The 17,010-nt window shown below is 40.9% G+C and carries 17 protein-coding genes; 3 read left to right on the top strand and 14 right to left on the bottom strand.

The annotated features are described in order from the left end of the window. Positions 1-3 precede the first annotated feature (3 nt). The 14 genes from icmH to AAGA51_RS21410 all read right to left on the bottom strand — a co-directional run bounded on the left by icmH (position 4) and on the right by AAGA51_RS21410 (position 14,159). Positions 4-777: a type IVB secretion system protein IcmH/DotU gene (gene icmH / locus AAGA51_RS21475; RefSeq protein ID WP_042479610.1), complete on the bottom strand. Its 774-nt coding sequence runs from the start codon at positions 775-777 to the stop codon at positions 4-6. A gap of 2 nt (positions 778-779) precedes the next feature. Beyond that, a complete protein-coding gene (tssK, locus tag AAGA51_RS21470; RefSeq protein ID WP_042479608.1) occupies positions 780-2,114 on the bottom strand; it encodes a type VI secretion system baseplate subunit TssK in 1,335 nt (444 codons plus the stop codon). A gap of 6 nt (positions 2,115-2,120) precedes the next feature. Further along, positions 2,121-2,594: a type VI secretion system lipoprotein TssJ gene (tssJ, locus tag AAGA51_RS21465; RefSeq protein WP_042479905.1), complete on the bottom strand. Its 474-nt coding sequence runs from the start codon at positions 2,592-2,594 to the stop codon at positions 2,121-2,123. Between the two features lie 5 nt (positions 2,595-2,599). Then, complete coding sequence (gene tagH, locus AAGA51_RS21460; RefSeq protein ID WP_042479903.1) at positions 2,600-4,051, bottom strand: type VI secretion system-associated FHA domain protein TagH; 1,452 nt, start codon at positions 4,049-4,051, stop codon at positions 2,600-2,602. Positions 4,052-4,053: 2 nt separating this feature from the next. After that, on the bottom strand, positions 4,054-5,070 hold the full coding sequence (gene tssG / locus AAGA51_RS21455) for a type VI secretion system baseplate subunit TssG (RefSeq protein WP_415679585.1): 1,017 nt from the start codon (positions 5,068-5,070) through the stop codon (positions 4,054-4,056). After that, positions 5,034-6,806, bottom strand: a complete 1,773-nt coding sequence (tssF, locus tag AAGA51_RS21450) for a type VI secretion system baseplate subunit TssF (protein WP_042479606.1) — start codon at positions 6,804-6,806, stop codon at positions 5,034-5,036. Before tssF ends, tssG begins: the two co-directional genes overlap by 37 nt. 5 nt (positions 6,807-6,811) lie before the next feature. Then, positions 6,812-7,249, bottom strand: coding sequence for a type VI secretion system baseplate subunit TssE (gene tssE / locus AAGA51_RS21445; RefSeq protein ID WP_042479604.1), 438 nt, complete (start codon positions 7,247-7,249; stop codon positions 6,812-6,814). Positions 7,250-7,251: 2 nt separating this feature from the next. Then, the gene (gene tssC, locus AAGA51_RS21440; RefSeq protein WP_042479602.1) at positions 7,252-8,727 is read right to left on the bottom strand and encodes a type VI secretion system contractile sheath large subunit; all 1,476 of its coding nucleotides are present in this window, start codon (positions 8,725-8,727) and stop codon (positions 7,252-7,254) included. Between the two features lie 48 nt (positions 8,728-8,775). Further along, the gene (gene tssB, locus AAGA51_RS21435; RefSeq protein WP_042479601.1) at positions 8,776-9,282 is read right to left on the bottom strand and encodes a type VI secretion system contractile sheath small subunit; all 507 of its coding nucleotides are present in this window, start codon (positions 9,280-9,282) and stop codon (positions 8,776-8,778) included. A 190-nt stretch (positions 9,283-9,472) separates the two neighbouring features. Further along, positions 9,473-10,483 (bottom strand): hypothetical protein, encoded by a 1,011-nt coding sequence (locus AAGA51_RS21430; RefSeq protein ID WP_042479599.1) that lies wholly within the window; start codon positions 10,481-10,483, stop codon positions 9,473-9,475. Further along, positions 10,467-10,751 (bottom strand): type VI secretion system PAAR protein, encoded by a 285-nt coding sequence (locus AAGA51_RS21425; RefSeq protein WP_042479597.1) that lies wholly within the window; start codon positions 10,749-10,751, stop codon positions 10,467-10,469. Before AAGA51_RS21425 ends, AAGA51_RS21430 begins: the two co-directional genes overlap by 17 nt. Before the next feature lie 301 nt (positions 10,752-11,052). Next, positions 11,053-12,438 carry an SLC13 family permease gene (locus AAGA51_RS21420; RefSeq protein WP_042479594.1) on the bottom strand — a complete coding sequence of 462 codons (1,386 nt, stop codon included), beginning with the start codon at positions 12,436-12,438 and terminating at the stop codon, positions 11,053-11,055. Positions 12,439-12,653: 215 nt separating this feature from the next. Beyond that, positions 12,654-13,511, bottom strand: a complete 858-nt coding sequence (locus tag AAGA51_RS21415) for an alpha/beta fold hydrolase (RefSeq protein ID WP_042479593.1) — start codon at positions 13,509-13,511, stop codon at positions 12,654-12,656. Positions 13,512-13,568: 57 nt separating this feature from the next. Then, complete coding sequence (locus AAGA51_RS21410) at positions 13,569-14,159, bottom strand: TetR/AcrR family transcriptional regulator (RefSeq protein WP_042479591.1); 591 nt, start codon at positions 14,157-14,159, stop codon at positions 13,569-13,571. A 182-nt stretch (positions 14,160-14,341) separates the two neighbouring features. Here AAGA51_RS21410 and zntR point away from each other — a divergent pair, with 182 nt between their 5' ends. The 3 genes from zntR (at position 14,342) to AAGA51_RS21395 (ending at position 16,959) form a co-directional block, all read left to right on the top strand. After that, the gene (gene zntR / locus AAGA51_RS21405; RefSeq protein WP_042479589.1) at positions 14,342-14,761 is read left to right on the top strand and encodes a Zn(2+)-responsive transcriptional regulator; all 420 of its coding nucleotides are present in this window, start codon (positions 14,342-14,344) and stop codon (positions 14,759-14,761) included. A 1-nt stretch (position 14,762) separates the two neighbouring features. Next, positions 14,763-15,860 (top strand): SO_0444 family Cu/Zn efflux transporter, encoded by a 1,098-nt coding sequence (locus AAGA51_RS21400; protein ID WP_042479588.1) that lies wholly within the window; start codon positions 14,763-14,765, stop codon positions 15,858-15,860. A 166-nt stretch (positions 15,861-16,026) separates the two neighbouring features. Next, positions 16,027-16,959: an AEC family transporter gene (locus AAGA51_RS21395; RefSeq protein WP_255209344.1), complete on the top strand. Its 933-nt coding sequence runs from the start codon at positions 16,027-16,029 to the stop codon at positions 16,957-16,959. The last annotated feature ends 51 nt before the right edge of the window (positions 16,960-17,010 follow it).

The following is a 17,010-nucleotide window of genomic DNA, read 5'->3' as shown; positions in this document are numbered from 1 at the left end:
TTCTTAAAGAATTTGATTTAACTGAGTTAATACATCAGTAGATTTTTTATGTAGCAAATAGCTGTAGCCAAGAAAAACCCCTGTTAAAAACAGAAAAAAACCTGCAAATATCGACCAAACTGGGAGCTGCTGGCTGATTTTGTATTTAGACTTCACTATGTTGTTTGATGGAGAAATTAAGCCTCCAATGTCTTCTTCATTGGCACCGCTTAAAATGAGATGTAACTTAGAGATGACCTTCTCTCGTTCAGCTTGTCCCCCATCCATCACTTTGTATTTACCCTCGAATCCTAAAATCAGACAGTGATAAACAAATTGCAAAAGGGCTTTATAGCGATCCGGCTCTATTAACAGGCGAGTAAGTATGGAAAACACTTTTTCTCCACCCCAAGTTTCATTGTGAAAACGTGAGAGCATCGAGTATTCAGCCCAAGAGCTAGAAGATCCCCATTCTGTTCCCATCACAGCTTCATCCAAATAGGCACAAAGTACATATCGATAAGCCATAAGTGTGGGATGATCGATTCCTTGCTCAATCAACTCAATCTCGATAGATTTGATTTCTTCTATTGTTTGGTCGTAAATAGCTTCAATCGTGGGACATTGCGCTAATGAGCGCACTCGTAACGATAAACCCAATAAGGGTGTAGCCGCATCAATAAAACAATTTGCCGATGCACCACGTAACTGAAACCAGTAGTCTTGATCAAAATTGATCTTCTCTACATCATCAAATAATAAGCGGCTTAGAGGCGTTTCTTTTTTATTTACATTCATAGCTAGTTCCTAATCGCCCAAAATTGAATATCCAAGTCTTCAAATACAGCGGCTATATGGAATGCGAAACCACTTGAATGCGTAATCGCGTCCCAAGCTGGGCATGTTTTATCCAATTGGTAATAGATATATCCTGCGTGATAAGGCAATTGTCGAGGGGCTACAGGCAAAGATATCAACGAGATTCCCGGCAACTGCAAAGAAATGAGTTCTTTTATCTTCTCAACTGATGACACCTTCATTTGTTGGATAAATAAACGCTGAAGATCTTCCAAAGGCATACGAGCTTTAACTGAAATAATAAATTCAGCATCTTCCATAAGACTAGAATCATGAATGGGAGCTACGGTTAATCCATATTTCCTCTTATCTAAATGGATAGAAACGGCTCTAGGTTCCATCACGACGCTTAAGCTTTGCCGAAGATGCCGGATTACGGATTGGAATGATTCCGTTGGCATATCATGGTTATAACTTGGTGCTGAAGGTGGTAGTCTACTTTCATCCGTAAAGGTCGAAAGTTCGCCATATAGCTGAGACAAGCATTCAAACAGCCTCTCTGGGTGTAAGTTGCGTAGGTCAGAAAGATGTTTCAACTGCGGTTGGAGTCTATTAAGAGCCTGCAATAACATAAAATCTGAAACATCAGCCACTCCTCCTTGTGAAGGTGTATTAATACGCTGCGCAAGATTTTTAGCTCGTTCACGCATTAACCCGGATACCTCATTGATAAAGCGATGTAATGCGTTGTTGTCAGTTACATTGTAATGACAAGGAATGAAATCCGGGTCTAAGATGACACTGCCATCTGGTCGTTTTTCTAAAATTCTGGCAATGGCTATTGAAGCAAACGCACTCCTATCCTGCTTCTGGAGCATCAGTTGAATCTTAGCTGGTGAAACATCAATTACCGTGGTGTCACCGTTCACAGTATGTGTATCTATAACCTCCAAGCGTTGGCTGATATATCGACCTGTACCTCGCTCCTGTGGCCAATTAATCTCTAGCAGAGAAGGGCTTCGAAGCGGCACAGCTAGGTAAATGATTTGATTAACTAGCGAAGCATCATCAATTTCGAGCGCTTCCGGCAATATATCTTCTTGGGGAATACGAAATGCTAAACCATCAGGCATGACACCTACAGCACGCTCTATCGCTATCCGTCCAAATGATAAATATTCAGGGTTAAGTGAAAGTTCAGATACCCCATAAAGATAGTGGCTTACAGATCGAATACGCTCATCTATATGGTATTCCAGATAGCGTTGCTGCTGTTGAAAGTGCTGAGGCTTAATAAAAAGTCCTTCATTCCAAATCACACGATTTCTCGCAAACATCTTGATTTACTCCACCCTGTCCAATCTGACTTCATAATCTTTAAACTGCATTAACAGATGATATTCACGCCCTAAGTTGAGAACTTTCACAGCTTTCTTCCACTCACTTAGCTCAGGGTCTGCAAAATGAGCCATTACACCTATGTAGCGAGTTTCTTTATCTAATTCGATAGCATTCACAAACTTGAAATGACCTGGAGTTAATACATAGTCGTAGTTTTTAACGAAATTACTCTTTAAGGCTTTCTCGTAATCGTCTCTTATCTGGTCATATCCCGCTGACATAAACATAGATTCATCGGTCAATTCAAAAACTTGAATTTCTACAGGAGAAGCTTCTCCCCATACATTAGGATTGACATGTCGATCTGAGACTAGGCTAAAAGTCACGGTGGTTGGCATTTTCGGAGGCGGTACATTTTCCGAAGAACTACACGCCGTTAATAACACCAACGTTGCTGATAAAAACCACTGTTTCATCACCGTTATAGCTCCCGCTGCTTCTCTCTGATTTTTCTGTCATAAGACTGTTCAAAGATTTCCCAGAACAAGTTTTCAAACCCGTTTTGGCGTTGAGAAGTCAGTTCTTGATGGTAACTGCAGTACATATCCCAAGCCCAAGTGTCATGAGAAGCAGAACTTTGCTCAGTATTACGTCTGTACTGCTGGAAACGTCGCAATAAAACTTGCGGCGAAAATGCTTCCAATAGTTGATGCAACGCTTCAGAAGTAGCGGATTGAACAACCGCATTGTGATCGCCAATATTTTTCAAGCTTTCTGCAATAGCAGCTGGTGCAGAAAGATGAACCATGCTTCTATCTGCGTCATACAAAGTTTGAATTGTCTCTTCATAACCTAGTCCCAAACGTAATGGGTTATCTTCAATAGGCTGTAACCGTCGGTTCATAGAACCATAACGTCCAACTTTCATTTGCTGATGCAATTCAATTAGGCCATGAATGCACGCTTGAATTGACTCACCAAATTCCTTTGATAGAAGCTGCATACTATGCATATCCGTTGACTGGGAAACATTCACACCTAAACCGAGTAGCACTGGACCAGCGACTAAATGGCTCACACTCAGATCATCGTCATATCGATTGCTGGGTGTTGGTGAAACGCTTTTTGCAACTTCCTCCTCAAGTAAATCTAATTCTTTCTCGTCCATTGTTATGCCCTTAGATAAATGATCTTCTGTTTCTCTGATTGCGTGAGTGGTGTGGTTTTCAGCTTCAAAATCTGCATACCATGCGTTTTTAAAATCTATTTGGGAGTTTTTTTTTAAGATAATTGATGACGTAATTTCAAACTCATTATTTGCCTGAAAGGAATAGGTTTTCTTGTGGTTTAAATGGTTAGTTTTTGGGATGAGACACTCTACAGAACTCGATTTCTGAATGTTTGAGACTCCATGGTCCGTAATATCTTGACTGACTAGGTTAGCTGCCTGCTCTTCCAATATAATAATTGGGTCAAGAATATTTACAGTCTGTTGTTCTTCTCGCCCCCAAACAGGCGTTTCAGTCGAAACAAGTCGCTCTTTATCTAGAAGAAGTAAAGTTTCTAATCTAAGGTCACTCTCATCGTCATTTTTACTTTTCTCAACCAATGTCCTTAAACAAAGATTTCCTAGTTGAATTTCATCCTTCTGTTTTAGACGAACTAATTTTCCTCTGCCAACAGGCATTAGTGAGCCATTAATGTAAGTTTCACCACTTAAGTCTTTAATGCAAAAATCATTGTCAACAAATAACACTTCACAGTGCTGCTCAAAAACCTGCCCATCTCCATCTTGTAAATACCAAGTGTCTGAAGTACTAGAGCCGATTGTCCCGCCATGATTTGACCAAGAAAACTGTGCGGACTTTCCCGCTTCAAGTTGCTGTGTGTTGGTAACTAACAACGTTAATGTAGGCTTATTCAAACGAGTCATTTTCATTGCCTCACCTGAATAAGCACTTTTTTTTCTTGGTTGGGAGCCCCCAAGAATGATGTCCACCCTATAGCAGTATTGTCGGTTGCCATTAGAGAAAAATTGGTGGTGGAGCGCTCATCCAGAACAAGTTCTAAGTCATAAGAAAGCTGCTCTCGTAGTAGAAGGTCAACCAACTTACATATAGATGGGAAGTCTTTTCCTGATGGTAAAAAGTGGCTAAATCGCTCAAGAGGCAACTGGCTTATTCGGAGCATAAATTTGCTTTTGCAATCCATAGCAAATTCACCGATGACTGTGTCAACACCAAGATGAGCACTTTGTTTTCCAAGAGAGAACTGTTGGCGGCTATCTATATAAACTTTTCGCTTTATCCACTGACAAACTTCAACTTTCGGCAAATCAAAATAGTGAGCAATAACGCCTGCTACTACTTGAGGTGAACGATTTCGGCCAGATAGTGGGCCAACGTAAGCCAGCATTTTGCACCAATTCAAAGGTGTTTCACCGCGTAAACCAGCATCACCCAACCCAGCAAGTGCGAGTAATTGCGCAGAAAAATTATCTTCTGCGTTCGGCTGGAAACGGACGTAATAACGATATTTCCGCCAAATTTGGTAAACCAAATTAATCAGTCTGTTATTAAAGAAATCAAAAAATGACTGCTTCAATCCAAAGACTTCTTCGTTGACTAGCTGTTCTGTTATAAATCCAGGTAATGGAGACTGCGCACCAGACAAACCGAAAAAATTTGTCTTCATTACTAATCGATCATTATTTATAGATTGCAAAGACACGACGTCTGCGGGCGCAAAACCTAAACTGGGATTGGCGCTAAAAATCAGCTGACAATAACGTTCCCAATGATCCGATGCCATATCGCGACTAATCATCTTTCTCAGCAGTTCAACTAGCTGATAAAAGTTGTACATATGTACGTTTGTTGGCAGGTTGTCGTTTCGAACCTGCTGTTCTCTGATTTCTAAATCAGGGGCTGCATTCCGATTTGACTGTTCCACGTATATTTCTCTTGATTAGATATGTTGATAATTTCCAATTCATGAAACGAATTGATACTTGCATAAAGCGCAAAGAAATGACTTAACACAGTACCAAATAGGTACAGGTCTCCTTCTGAACCAAAACCAGTTTGATCCATGTAGAGTGTCGAGCGTAAGCCTCTAACAGGTAACCCTTGAAAAAACTTGTCTATAGGTACGGTGTCTATCTTTTGAATGCCATTAAGCCTTTGCTGAGCGATTCGCTCAGCTTGCCGGTCTACTAACGCACGAAAATCATAGGCTCGCAAAACAGAACAAAGTGCATCTTTTGATAATAAAGATAGATAGTTTAGTGATAAGTTAGATATTAATGTCCACAATAAACCGCCGTCGAGATTGGGTCTTAAAGGATGAGTTGGGACAGTAATATTTTGAAATCTCGCATAGGGTGGTGATGACGCTGTCGCTTCACAGATATCCCCAATCCCTAGTTCTATAGGTAGTAGTCTGTTTGTGCAGGTCAGTGCTACCGAGATCGTTTCATCAAGATTAATAGATTGGACTTCATCCCCTCTAATAAAAGAAATGTATGAATCAAAACCATCCCCTCTAATACTATTACGAACCCTCGAGCGGTAATACAACGCTTTACGTTCGGCTATTCGCTCTATTTCATGCTGAAAGCTCTCGAACGACGAATATATACGTTTCTCTGTACAAGCCCCTTGTAACTCTCCTTCACCGTCTTGCCATCCGATAACACTATCAATGCTGAACACTTCATAATGTTTAGGAAAGCGAGTAGAAGGAATAACACGATATTCAGGTTGTCTTCCATGAAGATAGATAGGGTCTGCATCGTGTGAAAACAAATTAATTATTGGAGCACAGTAAAGTCTAAAGCTTTCACTATTTATTTGAACATCATTTGGAAGCGTCTTTGAAAAGTTAAAGACCAGTGTGAACTCTCTTATTACATCACTAAACTTAGAAATATGACTGAGTTCTAAAACATCAAAGAAATGAAATGCTTCTGGGAATGACAGATACTCTTGAAGAATTCGGTATCCTTCATAGACATTTGTCGGATAAGGAAGTAGAGAATCATCAAGGCCAAAACCAACACAAGAAATAGCTTTGCTAGACAAAGCTACAGTTGAACCATTCACTTCAACATCAATTTGTTTTAAATGGTGGTTGAACCACAAATACAACATTTGAGAACTATATCGATTCCCACCTAAAAAGAACCTTAAGCGTTCTAAGTTAAAGTCATTTAACGACAGGTCATTGTCTGTTCTTAGCGTTATTCTCAATGTGGATTCTTCGCGAGAATGTACAACACTGACTCCGGCACAGTTCAAAGGATATATCTCAACATCTCGACATGTTCTAAAGTGACATTGAGCTCCAGATATAGCTTTACTATCTAACTGAGTACCCTTTGATATTGTCTGCTGCTTGCTGAGACTTTTATCAGGATTAAAAGCTACAATGCTCATACTAGGAAGTGGTCGTAGATAGTTAGGCCAGAGCATATTGATTACAGAATGAGTAAATTCGGGAAACTCGTCTTCTACCTTCTCCCTAAGTCGAGCAGTAAGAAATGCAAAGCCCTCCAATAGACGCTCAACATCTGGATCAAAAGTTCGCCCTTGCAAGAAACGAGATAACTGAGGATAAACCTCACTAAATTCCTTTCCCTGATCTTTTAAAAAAGCAAGCTCTTCTCTAAAGTATTTATCTTGACTCATACGAATTAATACACTCGATACTTTCTGTTGCTGTCTAATAAAAGACTGAAACGGATCTTTTCATGAAGAGCAGCGCTATTAATTGAGGCAGTGATGGAAAAGCTAAGGGTCATAGAGCTATACATATCTTTATCTGCGATAACTAAGATATTTTTTAATCTTGGCTCATACCGCTCAAGACAATGTTGGATGGCCAACTTAATACGTACAGATAAATCCATTGATTCCAGAGTCGCATCATTAAAATCGATTAGACCAAGTAATGGAGCACTTTCAGATCCACCTACTCTCGAATTCAAAATGTTCGCAACATTACGCTTGATAGACTCAACCACATCATTTACGTCTGGGCCTTGAATAAAAGATACTGGTTTAGTATTGGCTTCTAAACGCTCCAAGAAGCCAACACCAAACACGCTTTCTTCAGCTGATAAATAGACCATTGTTATGCCTGATCTAAACGACCAACGAGTGACAGCTCAAAATTCGCCCCCATATACTTGAAGTGAGGACGGACAGATAGTGTTACCTGGTACCAGCCAGGGTTGCCTTCAACGTCCATAACTTCAATTTTTGCGGCCCTTAAAGGTCGGCGACTACGAACATCTGCTGGTGGATTTTCTTGATCGGCAACATACTGCTTGATCCATGAGTTAAGCTCTCGCTCTAGATCCTGTCTCTCTTTCCACGCACCAATTTGCTCTCTTTGTAAAACTTTAACGTAATGGGCAAGACGGTTAATAATCATCATATAAGGAAGCTGAGTACCCAGTTTATAGTTAGTTTCGGCTTCTCGGCCTTCCTTAGTATTAGGAAATACTTTCGCCTTTTGGATTGAATTTGCAGAGAAAAATGCAGCATTGTCGCTACCCTTTCGCATCGTAAGAGCTATGAATCCTTCTTCTGCCAGTTCAAATTCCTTGCGATCGGTTATCAATACTTCGGTAGGTATTTTGCTCTGCAAAGCTCCCATTGATTCGAATACATGAACAGGTAAATCTTCTACTGTTCCACCACTTTGCGGGCCGATAATATTAGGGCACCAACGATACTTGGCGAAGCTATCTGTCAAGCGTGTTGCAAACGCAAAAGCTGTGTTCCCCCAAAGATAATGCTCATGTGATTCACTAACATTCTCAGAGTAATTAAAAGACTTTATAGGGTTGTCAATTGCATCGTAAGGAACTCGTAGCAAAAACCTAGGTGCAGTTAACCCTAGATAGCGGGCATCTTCTGATTCTCGTAATGCGCGCCATTTGGTGTATTGAGGGCTTTCAAATATAGCTTTGATATCTTTTATATTTGGTAGTTCTTCAAAGGATTCGATGCCGAAAAACTCAGGGCCAACACTGGATATCACAGGCGCATGAGACATTGCCCCTAACGCCCCCAAATATTGCATCAACTTTATGTCACTTGTAGAGGGAGTAAATGCAAAGTTGCCAATAATCGCTCCTGTAGGTTCCCCACCAAACTGCCCATACCCCGCCGAATATACGTGTTTGTACAAACCTGATTGTGTTGTCTCTGGCGCAAACTCAAAATCTTCCAGCAACTCATCCTTCGTTGCATGTAATAACTCAACTTTGTTGTTTTCACGAAAATCAGTTCTATCAATAAACAGTTTTAACCCTCTCCAAGCTGACTCCATCTGCTGAAATGACTTATCATGTAATACCTCATCCATTTGAGCACTAATTTTTCTGTCGAGCTCAACAAGCATCTTGTCGACTAAAGCTTTATTAATCGGTTCCTGCTCTTTATTTGAACCAATTAAATTTTCAATGAAGACAGCGATACCTTTCTTAGCAACTTCATATCCATCTTCAGTAGGAGACATCCGGGTTTGGGCCATTACTTCATCAAGTAGGCTGCGTTCAAGAGTTTGAGTATTCTCGCGTGTTAATTCAATTGCAGACATTAAGTAGTAATCCTAACGTTAAATAAATGACAAGAGTAATAGGTCAACTTAAGAGACAGATTTTTCAGATGTATTAACAATACTCAGCTCAGAAAGAAGTTGATCTCGAGACTCCTCAGAATTGATTAAACTCTGCAAACGCTCTCGAAATGCAGGAATGTTTCCTAGCGGCCCCTTCAATGCGACTAATGCTTCTCGCAACTCAATCAGTTTCTTTAGCTCAGGAATCTGTGTAGCTACTGAATCAGGAGCAAAATCGGTTAATGATTGAAACTTGAGTTCCACAAGCATCTCTGTTGAATCATCATCAACAAGTTTATTTTTGACTGCTGTCGTTAGTTTCAAGTCACTTTCACGCATCACTGATTCAAAATTGTTTTTATCAACAGAAACTGGCTTTCTTTCCTCAAGGGGGATTTCTTCTTCATGCCCTTTAAAATCACCGACGACTAATGTCTTAAGAGGGAGCTCTACTTCAGCTTGAGCGTCACCTGTCGCTGGAATATATTTGATGTTAATCCGCTCCTGTGGAGCGACACTTCCTTCTTTAGCCATAAAGCATCTCCAAAAAATTATACAAGTGGATTTATATGATTAGTTTTAAATCTTTTAATTTAATACTGTGAGTAAGGGTTAATTGATGTAAAGATTGCACCATTTTTAAAGCAATAGATTACTTCATTCACTAAAATATGAAGTAAGCCTAAAAATTATAGATATATTCATACTTGGAGATTAATTTAAATTAAATATCCCAATATAAATCGTAATTATAAAATTCAATATTCTTCTCAAGTTCGCTTTCAATTAATGATGAATAAGTTAATTGCTCTTGTGGTAACCTATCCAATATATGGGCATATAGACCTTCCACCTTTTCCGTTAAAGCAATAAATTTTTCATTGCCTACATTATCAATATATAGTTGTAGGTAGGCTTTTGCCTTGGCATTGTTTACCTCTACAAAGGAATAATTTTGATTAAAGTTTCCTGAATAAATAAAGGCTAATGAAGCTAGAGAAGTAATATCCCCTAGATTTAAAGCTCTTTGTCTCCACTCAAAGGCCAAATTAAACTGCCCATTTTTCTCTAATAGCTGTATATATTTTTTAATCGCTGGAATGTAATCCAGCTTTGCAGCTGAAAAATACAGTTTTCTTATTACTGTCTCTCTTTCGCCAGGAAGATAAAATGAACCATAGCCTTTCATATAGCTATCTGCTTGCTTCATTAGTGCGCGAGGATAACTAAGAGCAATAGATTTTACTAAATAGTAGCGAGAAAGTTCTTCATCATCATCCGCATGGAATTCAGACAGTTCATAGAACACCTTCCCCGGATTCCATTTACCAAACATTATTAAAGTATTGTAATACCTTTTTCCCCAGATATTTCTTTCATTATCAGTCAACCAGTTCGCTTCTTGATAAAGATGTTTCATCGCATCCCGGTTGTCTCCATTTGCCGCTTTGAGCAAATATTCACGACTTTTATACATCGATCTATCATCTTTGTGATTAATCAATAACTCCATAGCATATAAATAAGCCGCATATGAATGTCCATTATCCGCTGAATATTTCAGGTAACGTTGAGCTTCTCTATTCTTGAACTGAGATCGCATAAGTTTGCCAATCACAAACGCTTGATCACTACTTAATTGACTAGGTTCATAAGAAACACCGTTTCCATAAGCTAAATAGGAGAAAAAGATAAACAAGTGCACATACCAATGTCGCTTAATCGATATTAACACTGCTATACCCTTGTAATACTCCACCACAGTCAATTGAATCTCCAGCTCTTGCTGCAGGCATCCCATCAAACATTACAGTTGCAGAACCGCTAGAAATACTGCGAGGATGAAGAGGATGTTTAGGTTTATCATGAGGTGCAAGCGCATCCCCCAATCGTGCCGCAGAACTACCATCAATTTTAACGGTACTAGATCCTGATATTACAGGGGTAGGAGGGAAACCATCATGGTCACTTCCTATATGTCCTACAATGATTCCTTTTGCCACAATGTTTCCACTATTAAATTAATATTAATGAATAGAAAGCAATTATCATTCCAATATTTATGTCTTTATATATCAATGAATGAAGAAGAAATAAGCAATATATTACCTAGTCTAGGCAACATATAACCTAAAAATACAAATTACTGCCTATAAAAAGATATTTGTTATGCAATTTACAACTAATTAATAAATTAATAAAAACACTGCGCATTGGAATGGAGGTCATATTAATAACGTGGTTATTAATATTTTTCAATAAGATAGAGCGCTGTTTAGAACAAAACAGCGCTTAAAGCTAGGCTTACCAGAATGTCATTGCGATTGTAGACAGGATGGCAATACAGGCGATGTTCAGGATGAAACCGACTTTCATCATCTCTCTTTGGTCTATATGTCCTGTAGCAAACACGATAGCGTTTGGTGGGGTGGCAACTGGCAACATGAATGCACAAGATGCTGAAACTGCAATCAGTACTGATAACAGAACTGGTGAGACGCCGAAAACTTCGGCAACGCTTGCGAATACCGGAACAAGCAATGCAGCGCTTGCCGTGTTACTGGCAAATTCAGTTAGGAACACAACGAATACCGCAATAACAAACACGATAAAGAATAAGCCGAAGTCTGATATTAACTGACTCAGTTCATTGGCAAGAAACACGCTGGTACCTGTTTGCTTCAAAACATTGCTCAAACAAATACCGCCACCAAACAGAAGCAACACGCCCCAGTCAGCTGTTTTTTCAATGTCTTTCCAGTGCACGACTCGGGCAAAACTCACCATAATGATGGCAGAAAGTGCAATCAGTGAGTCAAAGCTCTTAAAACCACCGAGCATGGCATTCACTGGCTTACTGAAAATCCACAGGAATACCACCAGCGAGAAGATCGCTAATGTGACAATTTTGCCTTTATCCCAATCCACAGGTTCTTCATGAGTATCAAACTGACCACTGAGATCGGGCTTTAGCATGAAGTAAAGAATGGCCAAACAGATTGGCAGCATAACTAAAGTGGTTGGAAGACCAAATTTCATCCAACCGACAAATGTTAAACCCACTTCTGCGGCTGCAATTGCGTTTGGTGGGCTACCCACCACAGTTGCAATTCCACCAATACTGGCGCTGTAAGCAATGCCTAGAAGCACAAACACATAGGTAGAGTGACCTCGCTTATCATCTACTTTACTTAAAATACCAAGCACTAGAGGCAACATCATCGCGGTTGTCGCAGTGTTACTGATCCACATAGAGAGAGCGGCAGAAACACCAAACAGCATAAAGACAGCGACACTCATTCGACCTTGAGCAAGTACTAGAACTTTATCTGCGATGACTTTATCTAAACCTTGGCGATGCATAGCCGCCGCTAGGGCAAAACCGCCCAAAAATAGGAAGATAATAGAATTCGCAAAGTTGTTCAGGGCAGCTTGCGTGTCAAACACACCTGACAATACCGCCATCACTGGGACAAGTATCGCGGTGACGGTTACATGTAATGCTTCCGTCAGCCAGAGAATGGCGATAAACGTCAGCATACTTAAGCCTAAAACAACGTTGTACTCAAACGGGAGGGTAAACAGTAAGATGAAAAACAGAGCAAGATCGGCAATGACAATCATACTGTTTCGGTGAAAAAACCATTCTCGGGTGTTACTGGGTAAAGGGACACTATCATTTCTATTCATTATTATTTTTCCTTATAAAGGCCTTACGGCAACACAATGATCACACGTAACCAAACAAGGAGATAATAATTTTTTGTCAAGTTGTTAAACTAATCAACATTAAAACCAACAACTTAACATTATGAAATAAATAGAAATATAAATATCCCTTTTCGTTTGACTGATGATTAATAAAACATCAGTTTTAAACAGACTCTAAAGTAAAAAACGTAATCTTAAGAAACCTGCTTAGCGATTTGATCAAATGCATTCATCACCTCAGGGCTTGTCATCACTCTGCCATGACCTTGGTTTTGGGTGGTGATAAGCGTAACTCTTTCCATCTCTTGAGACGCCTTTTGCGATACCGAATATTTGGCAAATTTATCACCTTCGTCATGAACAATTATAGTCTGAGACTCACGCTGCTTAAGCTTTTTGTACGGGTCAATCGACTGAATTGGGTAACGGTATTCGTCTTGAACTTCGTTGACGACCTCTTCAAACAGACGCATGGAATAACCGGAACGAGCCACAGTGCTGAACAAGTTATCTAAATAGTCCAATACGGGTGCAATCAGCAACATAGGGCAGTTTGCTATTTTAGAGTGTCGGCACTCCAACGCGGTCGCATTACCCATGCTGTGTCCAATCAAACCAACCACGTCTTCTTCACTGTCTAAGATCGCTTCTAGTCCACGCACAAACGCAGGAATGTGCCCTAACGCCCCTTCACTTTCACCATGACCAGGATGATCGTAAGCAAGAGCGGTAAAACCTAAAGAGGCAATGTGCTCCATTAGAGGATAAAACTGATTCGAAGAACCAGACCAACCGTGGGTTAATACCCAAATAGGTCCTTTACCCAAACGGTAAGTGGTTAACTGGCCTTCTGGTGAAGAAACGTAAGATTTGATTAAACCCTCAGGTGCCTGATTTTTCGCTTTCATACGACTTGGAGTAAGAAGAAGCTTTCTAGCCGTTTTCTTTGCGTGCCTCGGAGCCAACGAATGGTGCAAACGTGTGGTGACATTGACTAAGCTACGACGCCAGTTAAAACGTTGTGCTGTATTGAAGTAAATTTTCTCACTCATAACTATCCTTAAACCAAAAACGTACGGTCGTGCTTTTTATTGGTAAATTTTTGCTGGTTAACGTTTCCAGCGATCAAACAAATCGCTGACTCCTTGCCAAAATCTTTGGTGGCTTTGCTCTTGTCCATAGATGGAATAGAACAAATGCGCGCTAAGATACAAGCCATAAAGCTCGTAACTCGCTTGCTTGGCGTCCAAATCCGCCCGAAACTGGCGGTTCTCAACACCTTTATCTATCTGAATTTGTAAATACTGAATCCAATTAGAAATGATTTTCTTGAGCTCTTGCTGAATGGCACATTCACTTTTTGCCGATTCTTTCCAAGCATCCAAAAACATACAACTCCCTTGGAATGAATGGTTCCAGCCCATCCAACTATCTAAGATAGAACGCAGTTTGCTTTCGATATTCTTGTCACCCAACTCACGTGCAGGAGCGATAACTCGAGAGATAAAAACTTGGTTAGCGAAATCAACTACCGCTAATTGCAGGTTCTCTTTTGAATTGAAATGAGCAAATAAGCCGCTTTTTGACATACCACAGTGCTTGGCAAGCTCTCCTATCGTTAAGCTTTCCAGACCATTCTCACTGGCAAGATCAAATGCTTTGGCCAAAATGTTCTCGCGGGTAATTTTTCCTTTGCTCATAACTCATCAGATTCAGTTAACACGCCAAGAAGTTTAGTACGATCGTTCTTTTTTTACAAACCGTCTTTTTGTAGGCAGAGACACGGAAAATAAATTTGCATTGAAACAAATAAAGTATTGACCTTGTACTTAACTACAAAGTTTATACTGTTAAAAAATGAATACAGAATCGAGGTTTGTAAATGGCGTCATTAACCCGAGGTCAACTGGCTAAACAACTCAACATAACCACTGAGGCTATTCGATTTTATGAGCAACAAGGCTTAATCGAACCGCTGCGCGCCGACAATGGTTATCGTCAGTATGCTCAAAACTGCATTGATAGATTGAAATTCATCCTTCACGCTAAAGAAGTGGGTTTATCTCTGAGTGATATTCAGGAATTGCTTTCGATTCAGATAGAGCCTGATCAGCACACCTGCCAAGAAGTTAAAGACATCACACTGGCAAAACTTCATGAAATTGAACTGCGTATTGCCCAGCTACAGCATATGCACAACGCCTTGAAAGTGATTAATGAACGATGCTGTGGGGGCGCTCATTCCGCAGAACACTGCACCATCCTGACGGCCCTTACTCAAACTCAACCAGAGGAAGCTTAATATGCAAGCTATCACGACCTTTTTAGATACCTTACTCGATTTATGGCTTGATGCTTCTTTCTGGCTGATCATAGGTTTGTTCGTTGCCGGTATTCTTAAAGTAACCCTTAGCAACGATAAACTGAGTAAACACCTAACCGGACATGGAATGTGGCCGAGTGTCAAAGCCGCTGTTTTGGGCATGCCACTGCCACTTTGTTCTTGTGGCGTTATTCCTGCTGCGGTTGGGCTTCGTCGAGGTGGCGCTTCAAAAAGCGCAACCACCGCCTTTTTAATCTCAACCCCGGAGACTGGCGTTGACTCGATTGCTATTTCCTATGCGCTGTTAGGGCCATTTATGGCGGTCATTCGACCTATAGCGGCGACAACTTCAGCCATTGCCGCGGCGTTTTTGGTGTTAATCACAGACAAAGAGACACAAACCCCACAGCCAGCAACCGAAGCCGTCAAAACTTCTTGTTGTTCAGGTTCTCACAGTTGTAGTAGCTCTGGCTCATCTACACACTCATCTCAACCAAAAGCAGAGTCATGGTTAAACAAGTTATGGCAAGGGCAAAAATACGCATTTACCGATTTGATTGAAGACCTGTCACTGTGGCTCATTGTGGGTCTTATCATTTCAGCTTTGGTGGTGACGTTTGTGCCTTCTGAAGCACTAGTAGAAATCAGCCGTAGCCCTTGGGCAATGGTACTGATGGCACTGATTGGTGTACCTATGTATATCTGCGCGTCTGCTTCAACTCCAATTGCCGCAGGCCTAATGCTGGCAGGTGTATCACCCGGCGCAGTATTGGTTTTCTTACTGGCAGGCCCTGCCACCAACATGGCGACCCTAGGTATAGTGAGAAAAGAATTAGGGACAAAAGCACTGGTTAGCTACCTAGTCGGTGTGGTGGGTGTGGCGATTCTATTCGGTTATGCCACCAACTTTTTAGTCGATACTTTTGCTATCAATATCGACGCCCAGCTAGCGGCCAGCAATGAACTGTTACCACCCGTTATCGCTTGGGCAAGCGGCATCGCGTTAGCGGTCATTATTGCGGCTGATCTGTGGAAGAGATTTAGCCCGAAACAAGAAAAAGCAAGTTGTTGTTCATAAGGTTAACCATTAGAAGGCGTATTCCAATCAACTCCAACACGCTGTAGAGTATAAAAATCTTACAATAAGCACTGTCGTTTGTTAGAGCGACGGTGTTTATTGCTTCTAATCTCTATCTTCACCTGAAGTTCAAGGAATGGGCGTGGACAGTCTCTTTCAGTTATTGATGTTTTCGGCCTCCATTACCGGCCCTATTTGCTTGATGCTGGTACTCGGAGTATTTCTTAAACGTATCAATCTGATTAACGATAACTTTATCGAAGTCGCCTCCAAGATAGTGTTTGAAGTGACGCTGCCAACCATGTTGTTTTTAAGCATCATAAGTTCAAAGCACGATTTCTCTTCCAGCGCTTCTCTAATTATTTACGGCCTTGTGGCGAATTTTCTGTTCTTTCTGTTCACCACTTTTGTCACCAAAAAGGCGTTTAATCGCCCACAAGATCAAGGGGTGATCATCCAAGGCGCATTTCGCGCCAATACTGCCATTATCGCCATCGCTTATGTTGCTAACGCTTATGGCAATGATGGGGTTGCACTTGCGGCGATTTATGTGGCAAGCATGACATTGCTATACAACGTACAGGCGGTGATCACTTTAAGCGCGAAAAGCGATACCAAAGGCACTCCTCCATCGAAAATCATCTTTCGAACTTTAACCAAGAACCCGCTGATCATCGCAATATTGTTCGGTCTCTTTTGCTACGGATTTTCCATCCCAATACCTAAAATGGTCACGGACGCTGGGCGCTATTTGGGTAACATGACACTGCCTTTGGCACTTCTTTGCACTGGTGGCTCGTTAGATCTAAAAGCATTGAAAGAAGATAATGCACCCGCTTGGTATGCCACAGGGTTTAAGCTAATACTCGCTCCGCTTCTGACCACCCTTGGCGCACTGATGTTTGGATTCAGAGGCATGGAACTCGGACTGGTTTTCTTGATGAGCTCTGCGCCAACCGCAGCGGCAAGTTACGTGATGGCGAGAGCAATGGGCGGAAATGCCACCTTGGCAGCTAATATCATTGCACTCACCACTGTTTTTTCCCTGTTCTCATGCACCTTGGGTATTTTCCTGCTGTCAGCGTTTAATCTGATGTAACAGAGCCGTATCCAGTTCACATATCAGAGCCATCGTTCGTACCAAGCTCTA

Source organism: Vibrio diazotrophicus, assembly GCF_038452265.1.
Classification (GTDB): Bacteria; Pseudomonadota; Gammaproteobacteria; order Enterobacterales; family Vibrionaceae; genus Vibrio; species Vibrio diazotrophicus.
Note: the sequence above shows the minus strand (reverse complement) of the source record. Positions and strands in the feature narration are given on the sequence as shown.

Bases quoted from the DNA above. Each gene is read 5' to 3' on its own strand.
- tssE (WP_042479604.1), bottom strand. From the start codon at position 7,249: ATGGTCTATTTATCAGCTGAAGAAAGCGTGTTTGGTGTTGGCTTCTTG.
- icmH (WP_042479610.1), bottom strand. From the start codon at position 777: ATGAATGTAAATAAAAAAGAAACGCCTCTAAGCCGCTTATTATTTGAT.
- AAGA51_RS21410 (WP_042479591.1), bottom strand. From the start codon at position 14,159: ATGAGCAAAGGAAAAATTACCCGCGAGAACATTTTGGCCAAAGCATTT.
- AAGA51_RS21415 (WP_042479593.1), bottom strand. From the start codon at position 13,511: ATGAGTGAGAAAATTTACTTCAATACAGCACAACGTTTTAACTGGCGT.
- zntR (WP_042479589.1), top strand. From the start codon at position 14,342: ATGGCGTCATTAACCCGAGGTCAACTGGCTAAACAACTCAACATAACC.
- AAGA51_RS21400 (WP_042479588.1), top strand. From the start codon at position 14,763: ATGCAAGCTATCACGACCTTTTTAGATACCTTACTCGATTTATGGCTT.
- tssB (WP_042479601.1), bottom strand. From the start codon at position 9,282: ATGGCTAAAGAAGGAAGTGTCGCTCCACAGGAGCGGATTAACATCAAA.
- tssF (WP_042479606.1), bottom strand. From the start codon at position 6,806: ATGAGTCAAGATAAATACTTTAGAGAAGAGCTTGCTTTTTTAAAAGAT.
- AAGA51_RS21395 (WP_255209344.1), top strand. From the start codon at position 16,027: ATGTTTTCGGCCTCCATTACCGGCCCTATTTGCTTGATGCTGGTACTC.
- tssC (WP_042479602.1), bottom strand. From the start codon at position 8,727: ATGTCTGCAATTGAATTAACACGCGAGAATACTCAAACTCTTGAACGC.
- tagH (WP_042479903.1), bottom strand. From the start codon at position 4,051: ATGACTCGTTTGAATAAGCCTACATTAACGTTGTTAGTTACCAACACA.
- AAGA51_RS21420 (WP_042479594.1), bottom strand. From the start codon at position 12,438: ATGAATAGAAATGATAGTGTCCCTTTACCCAGTAACACCCGAGAATGG.
- tssK (WP_042479608.1), bottom strand. From the start codon at position 2,114: ATGTTTGCGAGAAATCGTGTGATTTGGAATGAAGGACTTTTTATTAAG.
- tssJ (WP_042479905.1), bottom strand. From the start codon at position 2,594: ATGAAACAGTGGTTTTTATCAGCAACGTTGGTGTTATTAACGGCGTGT.